Origin of the sequence: Acinetobacter sp. 102, assembly GCF_037028485.1 — a bacterium.
Classification (GTDB): Bacteria; Pseudomonadota; Gammaproteobacteria; order Pseudomonadales; family Moraxellaceae; genus Acinetobacter; species Acinetobacter higginsii.
Genome location: NZ_JAZEZK010000024.1, coordinates 31,888 through 56,729, shown reverse-complemented (window position 1 = coordinate 56,729; position 24,842 = coordinate 31,888). Strand labels below are relative to the sequence as shown.

Genomic DNA, 24,842 nt, shown 5'->3' with positions numbered 1-24,842 from the left:
TTGCGTGGTGGTGCCAGTTGAGATGCCTGATTCATTTAATGATGCAACAACAGACTACTTTAACGATATATCTGAAGGTGAAAATTATGATGCTTTTGTAAAACTTGTTGATATAGACAATAAATCAATTTGGGCGATGGCTGTAGAAGCAGCAAGGGGTGGAAATGAGTAATTGGATTAGTGTTGATGATCGGCTGCCTGAATTTAGTGTTCCTGTCTTTGCTGGATTTTATAGAGATGGAGAGTTCGTTTGGTGGATATTTGAAAGATATGACGAAGATGAAGGTTGGTGCTGGGCTAGATATGAGGGCGATTTAGAAAGTGATGCCTATGCAGATGAATATGAAATTACGCATTGGCAACCATTATTAGAAGATCCAAAAGCGGATGCGGAGGAATCTTAATGTCAAATTCTTACGAGATTAGAACCTTATCTGATTTATTAAAGGTTCCTACAGATCGATTGCATGACTGCATGGCTGAGCTTGCTGATGGAATAATAGCTTTTAAAGCTAACTGTGAAGCACTAGACATTCACAATGGACTAGATGAAATCACTTGGCATGATGATCAAAAGAAAGACCAGCGGCATAGTTTCCTCTGTGAAGATGGTAGAGAGCTAAGAATTGATTTAAAAGCGGATGCGGAGGGGTGATAGATGCAAACAAGCGAACAAGAACTTCTTCAGGAGATTTTGCTTGAGGTTAAGCAAATGAAACAGCAGTTAGCCCGAGTCAATGAGGAGCGAGTTTGTATTGAAGAATTTTGCCGTAGACTGAATTGGAAGAAAACAAAGTTTTATTCCAGAATACAACAAGGTGAAATTGAATCCCCTATTAAAGATGGTCGATTCAGTTACTACCTAAATTCATATGTGAATGAGGTAGTCACAAGAGAATCAAAATCTGCTACATTAGCCGCTTAAGTAAAGCGGCTTTACTTTATTTATAACAGCCACTTCTCTTAAAGTGAGTAACAATGTGAGTAACACCACACAGCACTCAAACAAACATTTAATATAATCAATAGGTTGATTCTAAAATGCTTCTAATGATTGACAATTATGACTCATTTACTTACAACATCGTTCAATACTTTGGCGAGTTGAATCAAGAAGTAAAAGTTGTTCGTAATGATCAAGTGACATTAGAGGATATTGAGCGATGGCAGCCAAAATATCTGGTGATTGGTCCTGGTCCATGCTCTCCAAGTGAAGCAGGCATTTCAATTCCAGCCATCAATCACTTTGCAGGCAAAATTCCTTTGCTTGGTGTTTGCTTAGGTCACCAAGCCATTGGACAAGCCTTTGGTGGCAATATTATCCGTGCCAAAACAGTGATGCATGGTCGCCTATCTGACATGCACCATAGCGACAAAGGGATTTTTAGCAACTTGCCATCGCCTTTTGCTGCAACACGTTATCATTCATTGGTGATTGAGCAAGAAACTTTGCCAGAGTGCTTAGAAGTGACATGCTGGACCAATCAAGCAGATGGCACGATTGAAGAAATCATGGGAGTCAAACATAAAACACTGCCTGTGGAAGGTGTGCAATTTCACCCTGAGTCTATTTTGAGCGAACATGGTCATCAAATTTTCAAAAACTTCTTGGATATTTATGCTTAATCTCAAGATTTAACAATACGAAGCATCTAAACAGCCTATTTTTATAAGTAGGCTGTTTTTATTTTGAACATATAAAAACAATATACAACTCATACATACGGTATAAATTTTCAGCATTAAAATTAATCTGAAAACTTACACTTAAAAACAAGTCATTCTTTTTCAATAATTAATCCACTTTTCACACGTTATAAAAAGTAAGTTCAATCCTCAATTTCTGTTTTGTCTGATTGCATTTTACTTTTTTAGATTAACTATAGTCATAGGAATGATTAAGTTTCAGGGCGGCTGGATGATAGAATCTAAGTCATTGTTCTTAGCATTCCCCCTGAATGATCTATCAGGATAACCTATTGTGAATACCTTGGTTTTATTGAATATTATTGTTTTCGTCCTGCTCATGGCAGGATTGTTTTTTAGCTACCGTAAAGATTGGAGTCTCTCCAAAAAAGTTCTGATCGGTATGATCGTAGGTATCTTTTTTGGTTTAGCCCTTAAAGCGGTCTATGGTGATAACCCTGTTATTGAACATTCAATTGCATGGATTAACCTTGTTGGTAATGGTTATGTACAACTATTACAAATGGTGATCATGCCACTGATTTTCATTTCAATTTTAAGTGCAGTGGTGAAACTACATCAAACCACGTCTCTTGGAAAAATCAGTGTACTCGTGATTGGTATCTTGTTAGTGACCACGGCAATTGCCGCACTTGTCGGTGCAGGCATCACCAATTTATTCGGCTTAACGGCTGAAGGACTGGTACAAGGCACCAAAGAAGCAGCACGTCTAGCAACCATCCAAAGTCAATACATTGGGCAAGTGACAGATTTAGACGTTCCAAAACTCTTACTTTCACTATTCCCTCAAAACCCATTTGCTGATTTAACCGGTGTTCGTCCAACAGCGATCATCAGTGTGGTAATTTTCTCTGCATTTTTAGGTGTGGCAGCACTTAAACTGATGGATAAAGACACCGTCAATGGAGAAAGAATCAGACACGGGATTGAAGCACTGCAAGCCTTGGTGATTAGTCTTGTCCGCTTAGTGATGCAATTTACGCCTTATGGTGTATTGGCATTGATGACCAAAATGGTGGCAACAGCAAATGTAGCCGACATCTTTAAATTAGGTGAGTTCCTCGTTGCATCTTATCTTGGGCTTGCAATCATGTTCCTCGTACATGCACTGATTTTGCTGTTTGTACGTGTCAATCCAATCGACTTTTTCAAGAAAGTTTTTCCTGTTTTAACTTTTGCATTTACCAGTCGTTCAAGTGCAGCCAGTATTCCACTCAATATCGAAGCACAAACCAAACAATTGGGTGTGCCTGAAGGGATTGCCAGCTTCTCTGCTTCCTTTGGTGCAACCATTGGTCAAAATGGTTGTGCAGGCTTATACCCTGCGATGCTGGCAGTCATGGTTGCGCCAACAGTGGGTATCAACCCGCTTGATCCATTGTGGATTGCTCAGTTGGTTGTGGTGGTGACCCTGAGTTCGATTGGTGTTGCAGGCGTTGGTGGTGGTGCAACCTTCGCTGCTTTAATCGTCCTCCCAGCCATGGGCTTACCGATTACTTTAGTCGCGTTACTGATTTCGATTGAGCCATTGATTGATATGGGGCGTACTGCTTTAAACGTCAACGGTTCGATGACTGCAGGCACAGCGACCAGTCAATTACTCGGTGTTAGAAATCCACAACCCGATAATGATGCTTAAAACACACTGAAAATAAAAAAGCCAACGCATGATCGTTGGCTTTTTTATAATTGAATAAATTACAACTTCAACTGTTGCACGAGTGAACCATCTTGCTTCGCCACTAAGGATTCACACAGTTGGATACGTTCCTTAGTTTGATTTAAACCACGCTCAACCCCAACCAGTTCTTTGGTTCTCGGTGCAAAGAAGGTATTTAGCTGTGTTGCGTCTTGTTGTGAACAGGCTGCACCACTAAACATGGCGGGGAAACGTCCAGCAGAAGATCTACCTAGACGATCAAACACAGCATCGTGATTGGCCTTAAACCATGACCAGAGTCCGCCTTGTTCACCGCTATAGCTATTGATTGAGTTAATCACGGTACGTACCTCACCGACTTTCACACGTGGGTCTAAAACTAACTGACGTGCCTGCTGACGTGTTTCCACCTGATTGGCAGAGCCTAAGGCTGTGAGAATCGCCAAACGTTGGGTCGGTTGAGTAATCCGTTGCAGTTCTCCCACTAAACGATCAAATGTAGGCTGTCCTTTTTCTTGGACACGGACTGCCAAAATCGTTGGCAATAATTCTGGGGTGAGCTGGGCAAAATTCAGTTGTTTTTGAGCGAATAGAGCATCGGATTGTTTTAACAATTGCTCACGCACTTCAGGTACCTGAATTTCCAATGCAAGAAATTGGGCTAATTCACTCCGCCACAAGCTATCCTCAGCAGACTCACCTGCTTTGCTCGCATAACCCAATTGATTCAATTTAGGTAGATACAAATTCGCCAGCACTTTTCTAAAATGTTCACGTTCTGGCTCTGTCTTCAACACATGGCGCTGGATTGTGCTAAGCTGCTGAAACAATGCCGTACTAATTTGTCGGCTATTCGAGTTCGCAAATTTCTTCGCCACATCCACTACCGCTAACAGGTTAATATCACCATGGTTAAATGCTGCTGAAACAGCATAGGCATAGGCCAATTGTTCAGTATTGGAGAGTTTTTCCGTAGCGGCGGTCAGACGAGCAAGTTCTGGTTCAGGCAAACTAAATTGGTAATAGCCTGCGGCATCAGCATTTGGAATATACCAACTGTTAATACTTGCACCTTTAAGTTCAATTTTTGCTTCAGCTTGGTCAACCAGTTCACATTGGACTTTACTCGCTGCATTTGGAACTTCATAGCGTACACATAATGGTACACCCCAAAGGCTATTGGCATTGCCTTTAGAACCAACAGGTAAATAACGCGTTTGTTTTACATTTAAAAAGACTTTATTGCCTTGTTGCTGTAATGAGGTATTCAGCAACGGTACACCTGGTTGATCAATAAAACTTTTCGCCGCTTTGCTAAAACGCTCAGCTTGACCAGACTGTTCTGCGAGGGAGCTAATTAAATCATTAGCGGTAGCACTGCCATATTGATGCTTGTGAATGTAATTACGCACGCCTTGTTTGAATTTTTCTTCGCCTAAATAGCTCTCAAACATATTTAAAACGGCTGCACCTTTTTGATAAGTAATGCCATCAAAAGCCGTTTGAATATCTGCATTACTTAAAATTGGCTGACGGATACGGCGTACACTGACCAAACTATCGCTTTTCATCGCGCCTGCGGTATCAACGACACGTTCTAAGTCAGCGTTGAATTCAGGATGTAATTGTTGGGTAATTTTACTTTGCATCCACGTGGCAAAAGATTCATTCAACCACAGGTCATCCCACCACGGCATGGTCACCACATCCCCAAACCACTGATGTGCCAACTCATGTGCATTGACATTAAATGAACTCTGCACAAAAGACACGGGAGAGTCTTTATCCAGCAACATCAAATAATCTCTAAATGTGATCAGCCCTGGATTTTCCATAGCGCCAGCAGCAAAGTCAGGTGCAGCAAGCAAATCCAGCTTGTCGAATGGATATCCGAATGCAAAATAATCTTCTAATGTTTTTAAAATCGCGGGGGTTTCAGACAAGGCATGCTGCATTTTTTCGGCCTTAGCATCGGGTGCCAGACCTCGTAATTTAATCGCCTGTTTACGCCACTCAGTCGCACCAATATCAGGACCTTGTTGTACTTGCCAAGGACCAACCGCCAATGCCAGTAGATAGGTTGGTAGTGGTTTGGTCGGTGCAAAGCTTAAAGTTTTCCACCCCGATTGTTCGACCTGTTCAGAGACTTGATTGGTATTGGCAAAACCAGAATATTTGATTGGTATGGTTAAGCGAATATTAAATGGCGTTTTAAAGCGCGGCTCATCAAATGATGGAAAAGATTGACGGGCACTGATCGCTTCCATTTGGGTCATGACATAAGGTTTACCCTCAAACTCAATTTTATAAATACCATCCAGTTGCTGATCATAATCTGCGTTAAAATCCAATACTAAGCGGTATTGTCCTGCGGGTAGTGTCTTGGCAAATTTAATCAGACTGACACCATCGACTTCCGAAGCTTGCTCATATTTGGCCGTGGTTTTCTGCCCAGTTGCGGATAGGATGTTGGCGTCTTTTACCGATAAAGATTTACCATGAATCCAAACATGATCGGTTGCTTGGGTCAGTTTTAAATGGATTGTGGTTTTACCCGTATAACTTTTTTGTGCAGGATCAATTTTAAAATCTAAATCATAAGATTCAGGTATGGCCCATTCAGGTAATTTGCCGATTGGAATTTGTTCATTGCTATTTGATGCAAAAATCTGTGTTGCAGATAATGAAAGTAATGTTGTCAGTAGCAATTGTTTTTTAAATGAAGGTTTGACCAACATAGGAGATCTGTCCTCTGTAGTTTTTAAAATAAAAAGACGCAGCAAATGGTGTACCACGTCGCTGCATCCACACATCATTCTTAGAATTTATAATTAAACTCCAACCAACCCTGACGGCCGATTGGTGAATATGATCCTATTGGATAATATGGCCATCCGCCTGTGTCATCGTGTTTCACTTTGTCAAATAGATTGTTCACAATGATTGATGCAGAGGCCTTGGGTGAAATTTTATAAGTTCCACTCCAATTGACTAAATAAGTCGGGCTTAAGTAAGCCGTTTGATTACCGTTTGGAATCTTGCCATAGCGATTGACTAATATGGTTGATGCCCAATCACCGAGACTCCAACTGAGACTGGTATTAAAGCGGTCTCGCCAATCTGGAATGGTTAAGTCTTTTAAATAGTTATCTTTCTCGCCATCTTTTGACTGTTGATATTCACGTTCAAGCACACGGCTATAATTCACCGTCCACAGGAAGTTACCTAAATTTTCTGTTTTCCAACGCCATTTACTGGTGAAATCAATCCCTCGAGTATGATCTGAGGCAGCATTGATCGGAACAATATTGATATTGTTGATCACATTTGGATCAACCACTGCATTTGTAGGATTGCGCTCTACACGTGCCAACGCATCAACACATTGTGCCGAATTGATATCTTGTGCACCCAAACGACAATCAGCTTCTAAGCGTAAAATCTTATCTTCACTTAAATTGGTTACCAGATTATCAATTTTGATATCCCAATAATCAACGGAAATATCAAACTTATTACTCGGAGACCAAACAAACCCTGCACCATAAGATTTACCTTCTTCTGGCTTTAAATCTTTGTTGCCCGTTAGTGTGTAGTTCGCGCCAGGCGAATAATCTTTAAAGCTACATTTATCTAACGCTTGCCCCGTTTGACTACAACGTAAATAATCGGTGGTACTTGGGAAATACCCTCTTTGTTTATTTAAAAACAGATAGTTCATATCTGGTGCACGAAAACTGGTGGCGTAGTTGCCTCGCACCAATAAGGTTGGATATGGTCTAAATTCTAAGCCTGAACCAAATGTGAATTTATCAATACTACTATCTGACAAGGCATAGCGGTCATAGCGTCCAGATAAGGTTAAATTGAGTGGCTTGGCTAAAGGTAAGAATAATTCCGTACCCAACGCCTGACGGGTACGTGCCCCACCATATTCGCCACTGGAAGTGGCATTATAGAAGTCCCCATTTTCCACCGCCTTATCGGGTTTGATTTTAAAACCTTGGCGTCCAATTTCTGCCACCGCAGCAAGCTTAGCTGTTCCTGCAGGCAATTCAAACACATCACCGTTGGCACTTATAGTTAAACTCTGTGCCCAAGACTTGTCGTTTTCCTCAGTTGTACCTGAAATGCTTCTAAACTCACTCGCGGTCAGTGGCCGACTGATACGATCTAAATGCGGGGAATAAATTGGAATACCATCTTGATCTGCCCCCAATTGCCGACCTAAGAAATATTCATCAACATTCGAACGTACCAGCCCTTGTTTACCCAATTGACTGGTATAAATCGAGCCATTATAGGCTGCTTCATAACGCCAGCTACTGTCCCCAATATCGCCACGGATACCAAAGTTCAAATTAGAAGATAGTTCTTTCCATTTTTTATTGGCTTGCTCGACACCACCGAGTTCTTCTGGTGCAAAACGTCGTGTCCAGATTTCATAATTTCCTGTGTCTTGATTGAGGAAATAGCCACTACTTGCGCCTAAAGAAGTCCATGTCGGGCCACGGGTATTGTTTTCAATTTGATTGGCACCAATCAAAACATCTGCGAACAACTGGATTTTCTCATTCAGTTCATAATCTAAACCGAGATAACCATTTTGACTGCGATTCTTGGTTTGGACCGTCCAATAGGTCGGTCGGGCCAGACCACTGGCACAATTATCGGTCCCCGCTTTTCCAATATTTTTTACTGAGCCTTTAAATAGATCATCAAATGCGTCACAGCCACCTATAGAAAGGTACTGACCTGTCTTGGCATTTTTACGTCCAACGATCGTGTCTGGCTTTTCCCCTCGAAGCGTTCGGCTCGACATGAAATCTCGGTCAGCCGCCCAAATTGGTTCGCGCCCACTCAGTTCAACACCATAAACCAGATTGAGCTTGTCCAATGTTTTACTGCCACTCAATTGTAGACGTAAATTTTCACCACCTTCTTTAGTGCCACCTGCCTTGATATTGAATTGTGTCCCATCAGTTTTCTTTTTCAGGATGATATTGACTACACCCGCAATCGCATCTGAACCATAAATCGCGGAAGCTCCACCATTTAAGATTTCAATGCGGTCAATAATCGCAGTCGGAATATTGGCTAAATTGACAAAATTCACAGCGCCGTCATAAGGCACTGGATAATCTGCAACTCGGTGTCCATTAATTAAGGTTAAGGTATGGTTCGGCCCTAAACCGCGCAAACTAATCGCATTGGCTGCGGGAGTAAAAGTATTGCCATAATCCGCGCCTTGTACAAAACCTGTGTTTTGCGTCAGGTTATTCAAGGCATCAAAGGCATTACTAAAACCGTGTTTCTCGATATCGGCTGCGGTAATCACGGTCACACTGGTTGGGCCATCTTTCTGGGCTTTGGAGATACGTGAACCTGTCACCGCAACATGCACCACTTTATCCGATGTTGTCGTTGTTTGTGGCTGTTCTACATTTGTCTCCGCATGGCTCTCTAATGGATGAAGACATGCAATAAAGACAAAAACAAAACAACCTTTGTTTTTAACAGCCCCAAGATATTTCAAGTAATTTAGATACATATTTATGAATGAGTAAAATGAAGACCGCCCTAATATATCTACTTTTATTTAGTTGATTTATACACATTTTTTATAGGGATATGTGTGAATAAGATATACCAAATGGTTGATTATTTATCATAAAAACTAAAATAACTCCCCCATAAAATAAAACCTTTTTCATTCAATCACTCCCAGTCACAAATTTACCAATGCGCCTAAACGGGTTAAATTTTAAAAACTCTCTAGCCACAACCCAAATCTTGAGTTATTTTCTGCTAACATAGCCCTTTAGCGGGTGGGACACACACCACATAAAGCTGAGCTATCCTTCATCATCAACCACTTTCATCCAAATTCTTTAATCATTAAATGCTGTAACTCATGACTATGAATATCCAACAGGCACTCAATAACATTACCAAGAACATCCATCTGACCCAGCCACAAATGGAAGATGTCATGCGCAGTATCATGCAAGGTGAAGCCACTGATGCTCAAATCGGTGCGCTAATGATGGGCTTGCGCATGAAGGGTGAAAGTATTGATGAAATTACAGCCGCTGCACGTATTATGCGTGAATTCGCGATTAAAATTGATGTCAGTGATATTCCTCATCTGGTAGATATCGTGGGTACAGGTGGTGATGGTCAAAACTTATTTAATGTTTCAACCGCTTCAAGTTTTGTGATCGCTGCTGCGGGAGCAACTATTGCGAAACATGGTAACCGCGGTGTATCAAGTAAATCAGGTTCTTCTGACGTGCTGGAACAGATTGGCATTCAACTTGATTTAGACATGCAGCAAACAGAACGTTGTATCCGTGAAATGGGCGTAGGTTTCCTGTTTGCGCCAAATCACCATAAAGCCATGAAATATGCGGTAGCGCCACGTCGTGAATTGGGCATTCGCAGTATTTTTAACTTACTTGGTCCACTCACCAACCCTGCTGGCGTAAATCGTTTTGTAATTGGCGTATTCTCAGATGAACTTTGCCGTCCTATTGCTGAAGTATTAAAACAGCTTGGTGCCGAGCATGTACTGGTGGTGCATTCTAAAGATGGTCTGGACGAAATCAGTCTGGCTGCACCAACTGCAGTTGCTGAACTCAAAGATGGCGAAGTTACTGAATGGACCCTGAACCCTGAAGACGTTGGTATCGCCTCTCAAACTCTCACCGGTTTAGTCGTCAATAGTTCTGAAGAGAGCTTAAAGCTAATCAAAGATGCTTTGAGTCGTGATAAATCAGACGTAGGCGAAAAAGCAGCAAATATGATTGCACTGAATGCAGGTGCAGGCATTTACGTCGCAGGTATTACCAAAACCTATAAACAAGCTGTTGAGCTGGCTCAAGATATTCTTTACGGCGGACAAGCCTTAGAAAAAATGAGTATCTTGGCTGAATTTACCAAGACATTGAAACAATATCAGGCAGACTAAGGACTTCTCATGATCGATATTCAAAATACCATTTTAGGTAAAATTGTTGACCGCAAACATGAGGAGCTTGCAGTACGTTTAAAACAACGTAGCTTGCATGATGTTGAGCAGTGGGCAAATGCAGCAACGCCTGTGCGTGGTTTTGCTAATGCTTTACGGCACAAGCGTCCTGCTGTGATTGCTGAAATTAAAAAAGCATCACCTTCTAAAGGTGTGATCCGTGCAGACTTTAATCCTGCAGAAATTGCACAACAATATGAACAGGCGGGCGCTGCTTGCTTATCGGTATTGACCGATGTGGATTTCTTTCAAGGTGTAGACGAAAATATTGCGATTGCACGTCAGCATTGTGCCCTACCTGCTTTGCGTAAAGATTTCTTGATTGATCCTTATAATGTGGTGGAAGCACGTGCGCTACATGCCGATTGTATTTTATTGATCGTGGCATGTTTATCAGATCAACAACTGGAAGAAATGTCAAAAACGGCATTTGAACAGCAGTTGGATGTGTTAGTTGAAGTGCATGATGAATATGAATTAGAGCGTGCGCTAAAACTTTCTGAACAATGCATTTTGGGTGTGAACAACCGTAATCTTAAAACCTTTGATGTGGATTTAAATACCTCATTGCGTTTAAAGAAATTATTGCCTACTTCCCGTATTTTGGTCACTGAAAGTGGTATCGCCACACCTGCTGATGTAGAAATGATGCAAGCCAATGATATTCATACTTTCCTTGTCGGTGAAAGCTTTATGAAACAGCCTCGCCCTGATCAAGCATTTCATGAATTGTTTGGGCAACCTGAGCAGATCTAAGCAAATCAGGTTCAAGGTAAAATTTTGCCTTGAACCTTTAAAATGTTGCTAGAACTAAATATAAACTCTAAATAAAGAATAAAAATTAGAGTTTAAAATACTAAAAGATTAAAAATTAATGAAACGAAATGAGTAATTTTTTATTAATCCTGGGTCTGATCTTTTTAGTTGGCTTTCCTGTTTATAGTCATCTATTTTTCTACGAAAAAATTCAGAGATTTAAAGATCCAAGAGTTTTTTACTACTTTACGATTATTCCTGGCTGCATTCTTATTGGCATTGCCATGTATTTCTCCCCCGCAAAGACCTACATCAAAACTGAAGAGTGTGGCATCGTAAAACAATATAAAATGTTCCCGAAGAAACGAAGTCAAATCGAGCGTCTAGCGATTGTCATGGACCAATCTGGCTATATTCGTTATTTTGACTTTGATCATACTCTGCCGCGTGTTCAAGTAAATGAGCATACATGCTTTGAACTTTATGATCGCTTTAAGAATAAAAGCTTAAACCAATCACGCATTATCAAAATTATTACGCCTCCTTAAGTAATAAACGCCATTAAACATTTAGTTTTTTAATACAAAGATCACAGTAGAAGTAAAAACTAAATTAATTTCTCACCTACACATTCAATTCTGTCTAATGATTTAAATTGCATTCCTTTTCCCCATGAATGCAATTCAGTTCAAATCATCATGGTTTCGGACTATAATTTTATATCTCTCGTATCTTGCCAATTTTTCTAAACTTATGAGTAAACACGATTCATCGCTTTCTAAAGACCAGTTTAACTTACTGAAAGCCTTTAAAAAGCAAATCTCTAATCCTCAAACGAGTGCTATTGCCAAACAAGCAGAGTCACAAAAAGCTCCAGCCGTTGCTGAAGAGTTGGAAGATACTGAGCTTTTTAAAAAAGCCCTGCTTGGGGTAAAACCAATCGACAATCAAAATATTGCCGATACTCGCGTTGCACGCAGTAAAAAAGTCGATGCCCAAACCTTGGCAAAACGTGCAGCAGCAGAAGGTGGCGCAGAGCAAGAGCTTACAGAAATTTCCGATACCCAAGCAATCTTAAATCCTGTTGCCAGCCAAGCAACTTTAAGCTATCGCATTGCGACCTTGCAGCACAAAGTATTTGAAGACTTAAAAGCAGGCAAAATTCGCTGGTTCGAGGCGGTTGACCTACATGGCTGTACCGTTGAGCAAGCACGTGCTGCGGTTTTACAAGTACTTCAAATGGCAAAAGATGAAAATCAAAATGTCGTTAAAATTGTGCACGGTAAAGGGCCTGAAGCAATTTTAAAAACCTATGTCAATGGTTGGCTCAGACAGCATCGTGATGTGCTTGCTTTCGTTAGTGCGCCAGAAAATCAAGGCGGTACAGGAGCGGTTTTAGTCCTGCTCAAACGTGCCGAAAAGAACCCTAAGTACAAACAGTAATCGGCATTTTTATCAAAATTAAGATTTCCAATCGTTTTCTGATACAATTGCCGTTTTTGTTCAACCCACCTAAGTGAACATTGTTATGTCTATGCAGCAATCGTACGCAAATATCTTAACTGCCGTTGGTGAAGACCTAAATCGCCCGGGCTTAAAAGATACGCCAATGCGTGCGGCTAAAGCTTTCTCTTTTTTAACTTCTGGCTATAGCAAAACGCTTGAAGAAGTTACAAATAGCGCGCTCTTCCCTTCCGATAACCATGAAATGGTATTGGTCAAAAATATTGAATTTTATTCACTTTGTGAACATCACCTACTGCCATTCTATGGTCGTGTGCACATTGCATATTTACCTGAAGGTCAAGTTTTAGGTTTATCAAAATTTGCGCGTATTACAGAAATGTTTGCACGTCGTCTACAAGTTCAAGAGAACTTGACACAGCAAATTGCAGAAGCAGTTGCAGAAGTGACTCAAGCACGTGGTGTTGCAGTTGTAATTGACTCTGCACATATGTGCATGATGATGCGTGGTGTAGGTAAACAAGAGTCGACTACACGTACGGTTTCTTTTGTTGGTGATTTTAAAACCGACAAAGATGTACGTCGTGAATTCTTAAGCGCTGTTCCTGAAAACTATTAAGCTAAGCAGCCCTAGAATGTCATCAGTTCAGTTAGCAGGTTTCGGCGATTTAATCGCAAATGAAGCAAGTATTGATTATCCTCGTCCTGATCGTTTGGTTCGAGGTAATCCTGAACGTCTAACCTATAGTTTATATGAACATCCACATATGGACTGTGGCATTTGGCAATGTGAAGTCGGTGCTTGGAATATTCAATTTGCTGCCAACAAACAAGAGTTTTTTCAGGTCATTGAAGGAATTGTGCGTATCCACGACGCAAAAACCAATTCTTTTATTGAAGTAACTGCTGGAAATGCAGGGATTATTCCACCCGCATTTGTCGGTACATTTGAAGTCATTGAAGCAGTTAAAAAATACTATGTGATTGTTGAGTTTTGATCTGCCTAGCCCGCTCCGATCAAACTTTCATAATATTTAACCGCTAAAAAAAGTGTACATAACCCACGCCAATTTTATTCCAGTCTTTATGATCCTGCTGTTCAAAATCCCAGTTTAAACGTAAAGCATGATTTGTATTCAAACTATATTGAAGTTGCGTACCGACTCTTAAATTCCACTGACTCCGATCTTGCCAATACGGTAACTCAATCTGTACCACGCTGTTAATATTGTCTGTCCACAGATTCATACATCCTACCGTTGGTCCTACTCCAACACGCCAGCCTTTATCTAAATTTTTGCCACCTTGAATATGACTTTGCAACTGGGCATAACACAAATTTCGACGATCATAATCTGCCACGCTATAGCCAACTTGCATATTTAGATTCATCACACCATGTTGCTGATCCTCACTAAACTGCCCTTTCTCAACTGACTCCTGTTTCCAACCTAAATTAAAACCCCAAGTGAGTGGTGATTTAAAGGGCTGAATCGGGTTATAGGAATTTACCGACAGTAGATCTAAATGTTCTAACTTAAGCTTGTCGTCACGGTATTGCAGACTGCCATCTAAAAACAAAAGTTGTGTGCCTGCACGATAGCCACCTTGTGGATCTATCAAATCGTGATAAGCCTGACGATGCCCAAGTTCAATAAACTTCTGTCCTTGTACTTCACCCACATTTACCGACAAGTTACGGGCATGGTGCCCTTCTACAGGCTGCTTTTTCGGGCGTATCGGTTCTTGACGCTGTTTATCAATTTCGATTTGACTACGCTGAGCAAGCAACTGACGTAATTGAGGTTGGGCAAAATCCGCATCTACCTTATGGCTAATATATTGTAGATATAAATCGTCATAAGCCATTTCTAAAATCTTGGCCTGATCTTGTGGCTGATATGCTTTTAAAATGGGTTGAGTCTGATCTGTCTCGGTAAAAGCAACCTGATGAGCGACTTTGGCTAAAGCTGTGCCATGCTGCTTGGCTTGAGCAAGTAATTGGGTTTCCAAAGCTGGTCGATACACGACTTCTTTTACTAAATTTTGTTGATCGACAGCCTTCAAGGTTTCAATTGGAATGGCAGCATAGTTAAACTGCTGTTTTAAGTTTAAATTAGGACGTACTAAATCAATTAAGCCAAGTAAACGGTAGGCACAGTTATCGCTAACAAAATAATAAGGGAAACTCACATGCTGCATTTCCCAAATATGCTCAACTAGAAACCGAGTTTCCTCTGGGGTTAAATTCAGCTCATACTCCCACAGGTCACGGCTTTCAAAATCACCATATTCTTTTACCTTACGGTAATACGGCATTAGAGAATATTCGCCAGGATACTGTCCAGTTAAGCCCTTCCATGCATAAGACCAGTTATCATCACCTTTCACTGTGGCAGCATAGTTCACGGCATAGGACACTAGATTGAGTTGCTTCTGATCTTTAGGGTCTAAGCGTAGCAAGGTATGTCCAAACATCGAACTAGGATTACCCATAAAATCCGTTGCATAAATCAAAGTCGCTTTATACGGCTTGATTTGATTGATCCAATCCTCAAATTCCGTACAATTTACTTTTGGCAGCTGTTGATCACTGAGGTTGAGCTGTTGCATCAACCAGCGGCTACGCGCGGGAAATTTACAACGGATGGATTGGTTATCTGGAGCTTCTACGAATAAGGCTTTAATGTCGGCTTGTAATTCATTCTTTAAATTTTTTTTACCATCTTTTGCATAAAAATAACCCGCATAAGTAACTTCACTATTTTGTTTTTGGTCGGCATACATCAAGCGCTGCCATGTGATGTGCTGATCTAATTGTTTTTGTTTCGCGATGTCCAAATAAGTTTGAAAATCTGATTCAACCGTCGCATGGGCAAAGTTGCACATCAAAAACGCAAGCGCAAAAGTAGCTAATTTCATTCAATCGCAATTTTTAAAATAATAGGAAATCGGTATAAGAAAACCCTGCCATTAAGACAGGGTTTTAGCATGAAGCAATTAAACGTATGCTTTAAGCACAGCGTCTTTTGCCATCACGCCTTGTAATGCATCAAGAACTTGCAGTGAGTTGGTATTTTTGCTTGAATAAATTTCAGCAAAGTTTGCTTTAGACACAGCAAAGAAACGTGCTTTGTCATTGGCTTTAATTTGCATTAATTCAGCAAGCACATTTAAGCTTTCGCCTTGGCCAACGGCCATATCACGCGCTAAAGATTCAGCATTTTCATTGGTAAAAGTCACCACTTGAGCTGTTACAGTACCACCTTGACGGCATCCTAAAGTACCAAAAGTAATACCTAATAATTGGTTGGTAAAAATACCATTGGTTGTCGCAGCAAGAATTTTAGGTGCAACACCTTTTTTACCTGCCCAAATTTGTGTACCAGCACCACAACCGACATCATTATCAGCCATTGCAACTGTTGAACCAGCGGCCAATAGAGCAGCTAATGCAATTTTTTTTAACATAGGAACGATCTCCAGTATCAATTATTCTTCAGTATTTGTTATCACTATTGTGTTGTGTAATTCTTCCTACACAAAAGTTAAAATAGCGAGCTTAGCGCGCTTTAGCAAATAAATTTTGAAATATATCTGAAATATTCATAACAAAAGGAAATTAGATGCTCGTTTTAAACGATCTTCGAATGGCCTAATTTAACCGCCAAGCCCCATTTTTATCTCGCGTCCCCAAGATTTTTAATACCAACACTAAGCTCAGCAATAATAATAAATACCATGAACCTAATTTACCCCACCCCACCATATGCCATACATCGACTTGGCTTGGGTACAACCAAATTTTATAGAAGGTACTGATGTTCTCTGCAATCCAGATCAAGAAGGCAAGCAACAATAAAATCGGCAACATTGGCACCCTAAAACGATGCTGTTGCAATTGAAAATAAAGTTTTGTTTTCCAGAAAATCACAATACTCCAAATAAATAATGCAACACGAATATCAGGAATAAAAAACTTGGTCATAAAGTTGAGATAAGACAACACTGCCAAACACAGCATATTGCCAAAATTCGGCAAATTCTCGAAGGAAACGTTATAGAGCCGCAAAGAGCGTGCAAAAAAACTCCCCACTGCTGAATACATGAATCCCGCAAACAACGGCACAGTAAGTAATTTCAATACCGCTGGTTGTGGGTACTGCCATGAGGCAATCGCTGGATGGGTCAAAAATATTTCCATTCCCATCGCCATGATATGGAATAAAGCAATGACTTTTGCTTCTGCCCATGACTCAAGCTTTAAATAGATCAGACAGACTTGAATGATCAAGGCATAAAACAACAAATAGTCATAACGAAAGAAGCCCCAATATTCATGACTTCCCATCGGTGCGGTGACTGCAAATGCAATCAAAAGCAACAATCCAAATAAGGCAGCCGAAGCTGCCTTAAAGATAAAGTTGAGCGGTAATACAATCAACTGCACAAAACTGATCCTAGCGTGTTTATTTTGAAATACTTAAAAATATCAACCTAAATATTTAGCACTGTATTCATGTACAGTATCTACAAAAATCTTAGGTTGTGCTGGATCGACCCATTGGGTAATACCATGACCTAAGTTTGCGATATAGCCTGTTTTTTCACCATTGGCATAAGCATCATCAATCATGGCTTTCACTGATTTTTCAATTGAAGCGGCTGAACCATAAAGCACAGCTGGATCTAAATTACCTTGTAATGCAGCTCGTCCTGCAACCACATCACGTGCAGTATAAAGCGGTGTGGTCCAATCTAAACCAAACGCATCAGCCCCTGTGGTGAGCATCGTTTCCAACCACTGACCACCACCTTTAGTGAACACAATAATCGGAATACGTTGACCATCTTTTTCACGTTGAAGACCTGCAATAATTTTGGTCATGTAGTTCAATGAAAATTCAACATATTCTCTATGCGCGAGCGCACCGCCCCAGCTATCAAAAATCTGGATCGCTTGTGCACCTGCATCAATTTGCGCATTCAAATAATCAATCACTGAATCAGCTAAATGATCTAGCAAAGCATGTAACACTTCTGGCTGTGCGTACATCATATTTTTAATGAAGCGAAACTCTTTACTTGATCCACCTTCAACCATATAAGTTGCTAAAGTCCACGGACTGCCAGAGAAACCAATCAAAGGAACTTGGCCATTTAAAGCAGAACGAATGGTCGAAACAGCATTCATGACATAAGCCAGATCAGACTTAGCATTTAATTTAGGTAAATTTGCCACATCTTGTTCAGTACGTACTGTTTTATGAAACTTTGGCCCTTCGCCTGTTTCAAAATACAAACCTAAACCTAAAGCATCAGGAACCGTTAAAATATCTGAAAATAAAATCGCAGCATCAAGCTCATAACGGCGTAGTGGCTGTAAAGTCACTTCACAAGCAAATTCGGTATTTTTACATAGAGATAAGAAATCCCCTGCCTGCGCACGAGTTTCACGATATTCTGGTAAATAACGCCCTGCTTGACGCATCATCCATACAGGCGTGGTGTCTACAGGCTCACGTAATAAAGCTCGTAAGAAACGATCATTTTTCAACGTTGTCATTACCAATCTCTAAATTGTTTCATGTAGCGCGCATCATAACAAAGTTAGCTAGGAATTTATAATTTCAATAGCATTCAAATTTATGAGCTGAAATAAATTTCGCTTTTACACAAAACTGCTACTGCAAGCTGCATTATTTTCTGTAATACTTGCAATATCTTATATCTCAATATGAATAATTCTTAAGGTTGAATTACATGTTTGTTCGCTCATTACTCGCTATGAGTTTAAGTTGTATTCTTGCTAATGTTGCTTTTGCTGCGCCAACAACTGAGCAACCATTAAATCCAAAACAAATTACAGGTTCGGTCCAAGATCCGATTGATCCCTTAGCCATTGAGCGTTCGGCATCAAGTGTTGTTGCTGACCCTGCGTCAAGTGTTGCAGCTCCAGCGGTATCTGAACCTCAAGTCAATACGGGTGCGGCATCAGTCGTATCGCAAAAATTAGAAAATACACCGGATACCACCACGGCAACAACCGCTGCTCCAGCTGCTAAAATTTCATGGACTTTAGACAGCATGAATAATGCTGAATATCCTGAAGCTTTGCCAAAAGGACAACTTCCTGCCTACGCACGCGCACATGTCATGTTGAACAATGCACATGCATCACCAGGTGCGATTGATGGTTCAAACGGTAAAAATACGCTAAAAGCAATTGCATCATTCCAGCAAATGAATGGTTTAACACCAACAGGTCAGTTAACCAAGGAAACTTGGGATGCATTGGTTGCTAAGCAGACTAAGCCAGCTTATGTTGAGTACACCATTACCGATGCAGACTTAAAAGGTCCATATGCTGACTCAATCCCTTCTGATTATGCACTACAAGCAAAAATGAAAGGTTTGTATTACACCCGCGTAACAGAGATGTTAGGTGAAAAATTCCATATGGATGAAAATTTCTTAAAGAAACTGAATCCAACTGCAACATTTAAAAAAGCAGGTGAAAAAATTATTGTGGCCAATGTCCGCAATGACTTACCTGAAGATATTCATTTGATCGTTGCACACAAAGGCGCAAGACAGCTTTATTTGTTCAATAGCCGTAATCAAATGATTGCATCATTTCCTGCAACAATTGGCAGTACTGATACGCCTTCTCCAGCAGGTACCTATAAAGTAGTCGGTGTTGCCAAAAACCCTTGGTATAGTTATTCACCATCTAACTTTGTGCAAGGTAAAAACCTTAAACCACTTTCTCTACCACCTGGTCCAAATGCACCAGTCGGTAATATTTGGATTGGTTTAAGCAAAAAATCATTTGGTATTCATGGTACACCAAACCCATCTTTAATCTCTAAGACTGCATCACACGGCTGTATCCGTTTAACCAACTGGGATGCCAATGACTTAGGTGCTAAAGTACGTTCAGGTGTTACTGTAAAATTCTTAGAATAATCTAGGCATTTTCTACAAAAAACCGAATATCAAGCACTGATATTCGGTTTTTTATTTCAAAATACTTTCTTCTATATTTGGTAAAGGCTGATAATAAATCTGATTGCGTCCAAGTTGTTTTGCTCGATACAAAGCTTTATCTGCTGTATGAATCAACATCTCTTGGCTAATTTTTGGATTACCATTAAATACCGTAATCCCCAAACTAATAGTTACATGATTAGATACCAATGATTTATCATGCGGAATCATTAAGCGGTCAATTGCACGATAGATATTGGTCGCAACTGCATAAGCACCTTGTGCAGAGGTCTCAGGCAACAGTACAACAAACTCCTCCCCTCCATAACGAGCAATAAAATCCATATGTCGAATCGAGCTTTTAATAGTTTTCGCAATAGCTGAGATCACCTGATCGCCCATTTGATGCCCATAAAAATCATTATAGTTTTTAAAATAATCAATATCGATAAATAAGACCGATAGCGATTTGCGCTCTTTACAGGCTAAATCATAGTAATAGGTACACATCTCTTCAAAGGTACGTCGATTTGACACATCGGTCAGTTCGTCATGCTGACTCAGATGTAACAGCTCAGATGCCTGTATCCGTAAAATCTGCTCATCAATTTCTGAAATTTTGGACTTTATAAATATTTTTCTTTCTTTTGAAGTCAACATCACACTAATCGAGAAACCCAGCAGTAAGCTTCCTATTAGTGTGCGCCCAATCATCAAAAAATCACTAGGGTTATCAAACCAATATAAAAGAAACAAAATCGAAATTGCGGCAAAGGAACCAATCCATAACATATGTAGTGGTCGAATGCCACTCAGGATAAAACCCAACATATACAGAAATGCAATGAGGACCATGGCCTGATTTTGCAGTACCAGATTTGAAACACTCATCATCAAAAATGAGGTGAATACAATGGTCAGGAACACTATCAGGCAAGCGGCAGGGTAAAATAAAGGATTGAGTTTTTTAAAGCGTGAAAAAGCCCAGAATAAGAACAGTGCAATCCCCACAACAATTAAGCTGAGAATACTGTAGATAAAATCGAGGGCAAAATATGTACTGCCACGAATCACGAGAAAATTAGATGGCAGGATCAACAGCACAAATATGGTATAGGTAATCACCCCCTGACCAAAGAACTGAATCGCATTGAGACGTGTTCTGTCTACATTAAATTTCCAGAATTCATTTTCTAATTTTTGCGGTAAAGTTTGATGGGTATTCTTAGATTTAGAATGTTGGGCAACAAGCTGCTCGAGGTCTTCTTTCGACCTCCGCAATTGATCAAGATCATAGCCGTTGTCCATCCCAGATACTCTTTTTATGCTGCACTATTTTTGTGCCGCATAAAAAATAACATAAATTATCATTTTGTCATGCGCTTTGCTTAACCACTTATCCGTAATTCTAGTTACCATTTTCACACTTTATGCATTATTATTTGTATTATTTTTAAGTTTGAAGTAGACCTTGAATACTCTTACACTTTTGCAACCTGATGATTGGCACGCACACCTGCGTGATGGTTTAGCTTTAAAACGTACTGTTCCTGATTTAGCCAAACAATTTGCCCGCGCAATTTGTATGCCCAATCTTGTCCCACCCGTTAAAACGGTAGAAGAAGCTTTAGCTTATCGCGAGCGTATTCTTGCCCATGTGCCTGAAGGCTTAAATTTTGATCCGCGCATGGTACTTTATTTTACCGATTACACTTCTCCTGACGAAGTGCGTAAAATTAAAGAGTCTGAATTCGTCAATGCGATCAAGCTTTATCCTGCGGGTGCGACCACCAACTCGGATAATGGTGTTAGTGATATTCGCAAAGTGTATGCCGTGATTGAACAACTGGAAGAACATCAGGTTCCATTGTTACTGCATGGGGAAGTGACGCATAATCACGTCGATATTTTTGATCGTGAAAAAAGATTTTTAGATGAAGTGCTATCGCCTTTACTCAAACAGTTCCCAAAATTAAAAGTCGTGTTAGAACACATTACAACAAGTGATGCGGCGAATTTTGTACTCGAACAAGATCGTAATGTTGCAGCAACCATTACTCCGCAACATCTATTATTTAACCGTAACGACATGTTGGTTGGCGGCGTAAAACCGCATTTCTATTGCTTACCGATTTTAAAGCGTCAAACCCATCAAACAACATTGTTGGAAGTCGCAACCAGCGGTAATCCGAAATTTTTCTTAGGTACTGACAGTGCACCCCATTCACAAGATGCCAAAGAAAATGCCTGTGGATGTGCGGGTTGTTATAGCGCACCAAATGCCATTGAGCTGTATGCACAAGCCTTTGATCAAGTCGGAAAGCTAGAACGCTTAGAAGGCTTCGCAAGCTTATTCGGTGCTGACTTCTATGGTTTGCCACGTAATACCTCAACCATTACCTTAGTCAAAGAAGATATTACTATCGCAGAATCTTTAGACTATCTCGATGACCAAAAAATTATCCCACTTCATGCAGGCAAAACCTTGCATTGGAGAAAAGTGTGACCCAAGAAGAAAATAAAGCCCCTGTCATCGGACAGCGTTTTCGTGGATTCTTACCTGTTGTTGTCGATGTGGAAACAGCAGGTTTTAATTCGCAAACCGATGCCCTACTCGAAATTGCGTGTATTCCGATCATCTATGATGAACACGGGCAATTTATACCTGGCCCTTCATTCCAAGCGCATATCAACCCTTTTGAAGGCGCAAATCTTGACCGCCGTTCATTAGATTTTATTGGTATTGATCCTTTCAATCCAATGCGTGTTGCGATGGCTGAAGATGAGCGCACTGCCTTGCGTCGTATTTTCAAATCATTGACTGAAGTACGTAAAGCTCAGCATTGTACTCATGCTGTATTGGTTGGTCACAATGCACACTTTGATTTAGGTTTCTTACAAGCAGCAATTGCACGCACAGGAACAAAAAATCAAAATCCATTTCACAGTTTTTCAGTATTTGATACTGTGACGCTGAGCGCAGTCATGTTTGGCCAAACCGTGTTGGCACGTGCATGTATTCAGGCGGGAATCGAGTTTGATGGTAAAGAAGCACACTCTGCTTTATACGATACTCAGAAGACTGCTGAACTGTTTTGCTATATTTTGAACAAACTGTCTCCACACCTTCTTGACAGTTTGGTGACAGAACCCTAATATACACCCACCTCAAGAAGTCCCTATCGTCTAGAGGCCTAGGACATCGCCCTTTCACGGCGGTAACCGGGGTTCGAATCCCCGTAGGGACGCCAAATTTGAAAAAGCCACTGCATTTTAAGACAGTGGCTTTTTTATTTAGTTAAAATATTTCCAATAGCAATTAAAGTACTTTTTGTTCATTTGATTCGGTTTCAAAAATAAATGCCTCTGAGACTAAAGTTGTTTTCTCTTGTGTTTCAGATTCAATAGTTGTTGTTTCGATAGAAGTTATTCCAAAATCTTTTTTAACTTAATCAATATCAGGTGTTCTTTGATAACGAATGATTCGATGTCCCGCCTCAATGATTAAACTATCTCTATCGGCATCTTTATCTTCTTTCCCTTTATGAGATGAGTCATCAAGCTCAACAATAGCCACAATATTGAACTGTTTATCTAATACAACAAAATCCGCGATCTTCCGATTGAACAAATTCCTAGTGGCATAGCCCTGAGCTGTCATAAATGCACTAAACGCAACCTGTGCCAAAACAATATGCTCTGGTAATACTTCCCTTAATCTTAAAAAAGTTGGTTGCTCATTCATTGTTAGAATCCGTTTACCCTTAATCGGATTACGTGCGCCACCTTTGTTTGCTTTTTTAGTATTACCTAAAACTAAAGTAACAATTACAAACACAACAATTAAAATAATTATCCAAGTCATAAATATTCCCCTTAATACGAAAAATATTCTAAATGAAATAGTCAAATTATTAAAAGAATTGTTTAACCAGTATTTTTATTCACTAAAATAAAAAGGACTCCGAAGAGTCCTAAAATATATTATGCAGATTTACGTGAATTTACCCGACCTTTTACAACCGCCTTGATATTCCCCTTCGCATAATTTAAGAATACCAACAATGGTGATAATTTTGGATTCGGCTTTTTACCTTGTCCAATGGCCTTAAACTGCGCTGCATACCAAATGATTTCCATAATTGCCATTTTATCGACAAATGGAATTCCTGTTTTGATTTGATTCACTGCATAACGCACATCATGCCCTGCAATCAAACGATCTGTTAAATCAACTTCAACCGCCAATGGACGTGCAATACCAATAAAATCACATGCACCACTTTCAAGTGCAGCATTCATACCTTCTACAGTACGGAAACCACCTGTTACCATCAATTTACAGGCAACATGTTGGCGAATTTTTTCTGCAAATTCCAAGAAATAAGCTTCACGCGCAATGGTACTGGCTTTACGTTTTTCTGCCTTAGCACCTGCCATTGCAGGGGCTTCATAGGTTCCCCCAGAAATTTCAATAATATCGATTCCCGCAGCATCAATCGCTTTGAAAACGGTAATGACATCTTCTTCTGTGATCCCACCACGTTGGAAATCTGCTGAGTTCAGTTTGACCGAAATGATAAAGTTTTCAGAAGTTGCATCGCGTACCGCCTGATAAGCATCAATCAAGAAACGCATACGATTCTCAATCGAACCACCCCATTGATCCGTACGCTTATTGGTTAAAGGCGATAGAAACTGGCTAATCAGATAACCGTGTGCGCCATGCAACTGTACACCTTCAAAACCTGCTTTTTCACATACTGCTGCTGCTGTCGCAAAACGTTGGATAATATCTAAAATTTCTTCATGTTTAAGCTCGCGTGGCGTACCGAACATTGCTGCAAGCATTGGGCTAAAAGGCACAGCTGAAGGTGCAACCGTTTCCTTATTTAGACCTTTTGGACATTGGCGACCAGGATGTGACAACTGAATCAATTGCACCATGCCATGTTTTTTCCCAACAGCAGCCCATTGCTTGAGTTTTTCCAGATCACGCTCGGTTTCAATTGCAACCACACCCGGTTCATTTTTAGCGCCTACATTCACCATTACGTTTCCTGTAATGGCACAGCCCAAACCACCTTTTGCCCACGCTTCGTATAAACCAATCAATAGATCATTGGGTTGTCCTACATCATTCGCGAGCGCTTCGCTCATTGCCCCTTTGATAATACGGTTTTTAAATGTGGTGTTACGAATCTGGATACTGTCTGCAATCTGACTCATGGTCGT

General features: G+C 40.4%; 21 protein-coding genes, 1 tRNA gene and 2 pseudogenes. 15 read left to right on the top strand and 9 right to left on the bottom strand.

What is annotated here, in order from left to right; all coding sequences use genetic code 11:
- The first annotated feature begins 164 nt into the window (after positions 1-164).
- From WA352_RS19040 to WA352_RS19020, 5 genes are all read left to right on the top strand, one after another.
- Positions 165-404, top strand: coding sequence for a DUF551 domain-containing protein (locus WA352_RS19040; RefSeq protein ID WP_336143644.1), 240 nt, complete (start codon positions 165-167; stop codon positions 402-404).
- Complete coding sequence (locus WA352_RS19035) at positions 404-655, top strand: hypothetical protein (RefSeq protein ID WP_336143642.1); 252 nt, start codon at positions 404-406, stop codon at positions 653-655. The genes WA352_RS19040 and WA352_RS19035 overlap by 1 nt, the downstream gene beginning before the upstream one ends.
- 3 nt (positions 656-658) lie before the next feature.
- A complete protein-coding gene (locus WA352_RS19030) occupies positions 659-925 on the top strand; it encodes a hypothetical protein (protein WP_291349715.1) in 267 nt (88 codons plus the stop codon).
- 116 nt (positions 926-1,041) lie between these two features.
- Entirely contained in the window at positions 1,042-1,626 is a 585-nt protein-coding gene (locus tag WA352_RS19025) for an anthranilate synthase component II (RefSeq protein ID WP_004652659.1), read from the top strand.
- 355 nt (positions 1,627-1,981) lie between these two features.
- Entirely contained in the window at positions 1,982-3,346 is a 1,365-nt protein-coding gene (locus WA352_RS19020) for an L-cystine transporter (protein WP_336143637.1), read from the top strand.
- Between the two features lie 59 nt (positions 3,347-3,405).
- Here the strand turns inward: WA352_RS19020 and WA352_RS19015 are convergent.
- Positions 3,406-6,178 (bottom strand): annotated as a pseudogene (locus WA352_RS19015) (M1 family metallopeptidase).
- Positions 6,179-6,185: 7 nt separating this feature from the next.
- Positions 6,186-8,918, bottom strand: a complete 2,733-nt coding sequence (locus WA352_RS19010; protein ID WP_336143635.1) for a TonB-dependent receptor plug domain-containing protein — start codon at positions 8,916-8,918, stop codon at positions 6,186-6,188.
- A 369-nt stretch (positions 8,919-9,287) separates the two neighbouring features.
- Here WA352_RS19010 and trpD point away from each other — a divergent pair, with 369 nt between their 5' ends.
- The 6 genes from trpD to WA352_RS18980 all read left to right on the top strand — a co-directional run bounded on the left by trpD (position 9,288) and on the right by WA352_RS18980 (position 13,615).
- Positions 9,288-10,337, top strand: a complete 1,050-nt coding sequence (gene trpD / locus WA352_RS19005; protein WP_032812186.1) for an anthranilate phosphoribosyltransferase — start codon at positions 9,288-9,290, stop codon at positions 10,335-10,337.
- Positions 10,338-10,346: 9 nt separating this feature from the next.
- Positions 10,347-11,153 carry an indole-3-glycerol phosphate synthase TrpC gene (gene trpC, locus WA352_RS19000; protein ID WP_336143631.1) on the top strand — a complete coding sequence of 269 codons (807 nt, stop codon included), beginning with the start codon at positions 10,347-10,349 and terminating at the stop codon, positions 11,151-11,153.
- Positions 11,154-11,281: 128 nt separating this feature from the next.
- Complete coding sequence (locus WA352_RS18995; RefSeq protein WP_336143630.1) at positions 11,282-11,701, top strand: hypothetical protein; 420 nt, start codon at positions 11,282-11,284, stop codon at positions 11,699-11,701.
- Between the two features lie 205 nt (positions 11,702-11,906).
- Entirely contained in the window at positions 11,907-12,596 is a 690-nt protein-coding gene (locus WA352_RS18990; protein ID WP_171549729.1) for a Smr/MutS family protein, read from the top strand.
- Between the two features lie 91 nt (positions 12,597-12,687).
- Positions 12,688-13,236 (top strand): GTP cyclohydrolase I FolE, encoded by a 549-nt coding sequence (gene folE, locus WA352_RS18985; protein WP_005202404.1) that lies wholly within the window; start codon positions 12,688-12,690, stop codon positions 13,234-13,236.
- 16 nt (positions 13,237-13,252) lie between these two features.
- A complete protein-coding gene (locus tag WA352_RS18980; protein WP_336143626.1) occupies positions 13,253-13,615 on the top strand; it encodes a cupin domain-containing protein in 363 nt (120 codons plus the stop codon).
- 43 nt (positions 13,616-13,658) lie between these two features.
- Here WA352_RS18980 and WA352_RS18975 read toward each other — a convergent pair whose 3' ends face one another.
- The 4 genes from WA352_RS18975 to hemE all read right to left on the bottom strand — a co-directional run bounded on the left by WA352_RS18975 (position 13,659) and on the right by hemE (position 18,183).
- The gene (locus tag WA352_RS18975; protein ID WP_336143624.1) at positions 13,659-15,539 is read right to left on the bottom strand and encodes an Lnb N-terminal periplasmic domain-containing protein; all 1,881 of its coding nucleotides are present in this window, start codon (positions 15,537-15,539) and stop codon (positions 13,659-13,661) included.
- A gap of 78 nt (positions 15,540-15,617) precedes the next feature.
- Positions 15,618-16,088, bottom strand: a complete 471-nt coding sequence (locus WA352_RS18970; RefSeq protein ID WP_004808553.1) for a DUF3015 family protein — start codon at positions 16,086-16,088, stop codon at positions 15,618-15,620.
- 184 nt (positions 16,089-16,272) lie between these two features.
- Positions 16,273-17,067 (bottom strand): DUF817 family protein, encoded by a 795-nt coding sequence (locus WA352_RS18965; RefSeq protein WP_336143622.1) that lies wholly within the window; start codon positions 17,065-17,067, stop codon positions 16,273-16,275.
- A gap of 42 nt (positions 17,068-17,109) precedes the next feature.
- Positions 17,110-18,183 (bottom strand): uroporphyrinogen decarboxylase, encoded by a 1,074-nt coding sequence (hemE, locus tag WA352_RS18960; RefSeq protein ID WP_241271792.1) that lies wholly within the window; start codon positions 18,181-18,183, stop codon positions 17,110-17,112.
- 197 nt (positions 18,184-18,380) lie between these two features.
- Here hemE and WA352_RS18955 point away from each other — a divergent pair, with 197 nt between their 5' ends.
- On the top strand, positions 18,381-19,586 hold the full coding sequence (locus tag WA352_RS18955) for a L,D-transpeptidase family protein (protein ID WP_336143620.1): 1,206 nt from the start codon (positions 18,381-18,383) through the stop codon (positions 19,584-19,586).
- Positions 19,587-19,637: 51 nt separating this feature from the next.
- Here the strand turns inward: WA352_RS18955 and WA352_RS18950 are convergent, their stop codons facing one another.
- Positions 19,638-20,915, bottom strand: a complete 1,278-nt coding sequence (locus tag WA352_RS18950) for a diguanylate cyclase (protein WP_171549722.1) — start codon at positions 20,913-20,915, stop codon at positions 19,638-19,640.
- A gap of 163 nt (positions 20,916-21,078) precedes the next feature.
- On the opposite strand from WA352_RS18950, the gene pyrC reads away from it, so the two are divergent.
- The 3 genes from pyrC to WA352_RS18935 all read left to right on the top strand — a co-directional run bounded on the left by pyrC (position 21,079) and on the right by WA352_RS18935 (position 22,858).
- On the top strand, positions 21,079-22,113 hold the full coding sequence (gene pyrC / locus WA352_RS18945) for a dihydroorotase (protein WP_005202392.1): 1,035 nt from the start codon (positions 21,079-21,081) through the stop codon (positions 22,111-22,113).
- On the top strand, positions 22,098-22,763 hold the full coding sequence (rnt, locus tag WA352_RS18940) for a ribonuclease T (RefSeq protein WP_026057574.1): 666 nt from the start codon (positions 22,098-22,100) through the stop codon (positions 22,761-22,763). The genes pyrC and rnt overlap by 16 nt, the downstream gene beginning before the upstream one ends.
- A gap of 19 nt (positions 22,764-22,782) precedes the next feature.
- A tRNA-Glu gene (locus WA352_RS18935) sits at positions 22,783-22,858 on the top strand.
- A gap of 68 nt (positions 22,859-22,926) precedes the next feature.
- Here the strand turns inward: WA352_RS18935 and WA352_RS18930 are convergent.
- A pseudogene (locus WA352_RS18930) lies at positions 22,927-23,472 on the bottom strand (DUF2726 domain-containing protein).
- A 119-nt stretch (positions 23,473-23,591) separates the two neighbouring features.
- A complete protein-coding gene (locus WA352_RS18925; protein ID WP_336143615.1) occupies positions 23,592-24,836 on the bottom strand; it encodes an NADH:flavin oxidoreductase/NADH oxidase family protein in 1,245 nt (414 codons plus the stop codon).
- Between the last annotated feature and the right edge of the window lie 6 nt (positions 24,837-24,842).

What these genes read in the sequence shown, in the direction of transcription:
- WA352_RS19040 (WP_336143644.1), top strand. Translation starts at nt 165, where the DNA reads ATGAGTAATTGGATTAGTGTTGATGATCGGCTGCCTGAATTTAGTGTT.
- WA352_RS19035 (WP_336143642.1), top strand. Translation starts at nt 404, where the DNA reads ATGTCAAATTCTTACGAGATTAGAACCTTATCTGATTTATTAAAGGTT.
- WA352_RS19030 (WP_291349715.1), top strand. Translation starts at nt 659, where the DNA reads ATGCAAACAAGCGAACAAGAACTTCTTCAGGAGATTTTGCTTGAGGTT.
- WA352_RS19025 (WP_004652659.1), top strand. Translation starts at nt 1,042, where the DNA reads ATGCTTCTAATGATTGACAATTATGACTCATTTACTTACAACATCGTT.
- WA352_RS19010 (WP_336143635.1), bottom strand. Translation starts at nt 8,918, where the DNA reads ATGTATCTAAATTACTTGAAATATCTTGGGGCTGTTAAAAACAAAGGT.
- trpD (WP_032812186.1), top strand. Translation starts at nt 9,288, where the DNA reads ATGAATATCCAACAGGCACTCAATAACATTACCAAGAACATCCATCTG.
- trpC (WP_336143631.1), top strand. Translation starts at nt 10,347, where the DNA reads ATGATCGATATTCAAAATACCATTTTAGGTAAAATTGTTGACCGCAAA.
- WA352_RS18995 (WP_336143630.1), top strand. Translation starts at nt 11,282, where the DNA reads ATGAGTAATTTTTTATTAATCCTGGGTCTGATCTTTTTAGTTGGCTTT.
- WA352_RS18990 (WP_171549729.1), top strand. Translation starts at nt 11,907, where the DNA reads ATGAGTAAACACGATTCATCGCTTTCTAAAGACCAGTTTAACTTACTG.
- folE (WP_005202404.1), top strand. Translation starts at nt 12,688, where the DNA reads ATGCAGCAATCGTACGCAAATATCTTAACTGCCGTTGGTGAAGACCTA.
- WA352_RS18980 (WP_336143626.1), top strand. Translation starts at nt 13,253, where the DNA reads ATGTCATCAGTTCAGTTAGCAGGTTTCGGCGATTTAATCGCAAATGAA.
- WA352_RS18975 (WP_336143624.1), bottom strand. Translation starts at nt 15,539, where the DNA reads ATGAAATTAGCTACTTTTGCGCTTGCGTTTTTGATGTGCAACTTTGCC.
- WA352_RS18970 (WP_004808553.1), bottom strand. Translation starts at nt 16,088, where the DNA reads ATGTTAAAAAAAATTGCATTAGCTGCTCTATTGGCCGCTGGTTCAACA.
- hemE (WP_241271792.1), bottom strand. Translation starts at nt 18,183, where the DNA reads ATGACAACGTTGAAAAATGATCGTTTCTTACGAGCTTTATTACGTGAG.
- WA352_RS18955 (WP_336143620.1), top strand. Translation starts at nt 18,381, where the DNA reads ATGTTTGTTCGCTCATTACTCGCTATGAGTTTAAGTTGTATTCTTGCT.
- WA352_RS18950 (WP_171549722.1), bottom strand. Translation starts at nt 20,915, where the DNA reads ATGGACAACGGCTATGATCTTGATCAATTGCGGAGGTCGAAAGAAGAC.
- WA352_RS18925 (WP_336143615.1), bottom strand. Translation starts at nt 24,836, where the DNA reads ATGAGTCAGATTGCAGACAGTATCCAGATTCGTAACACCACATTTAAA.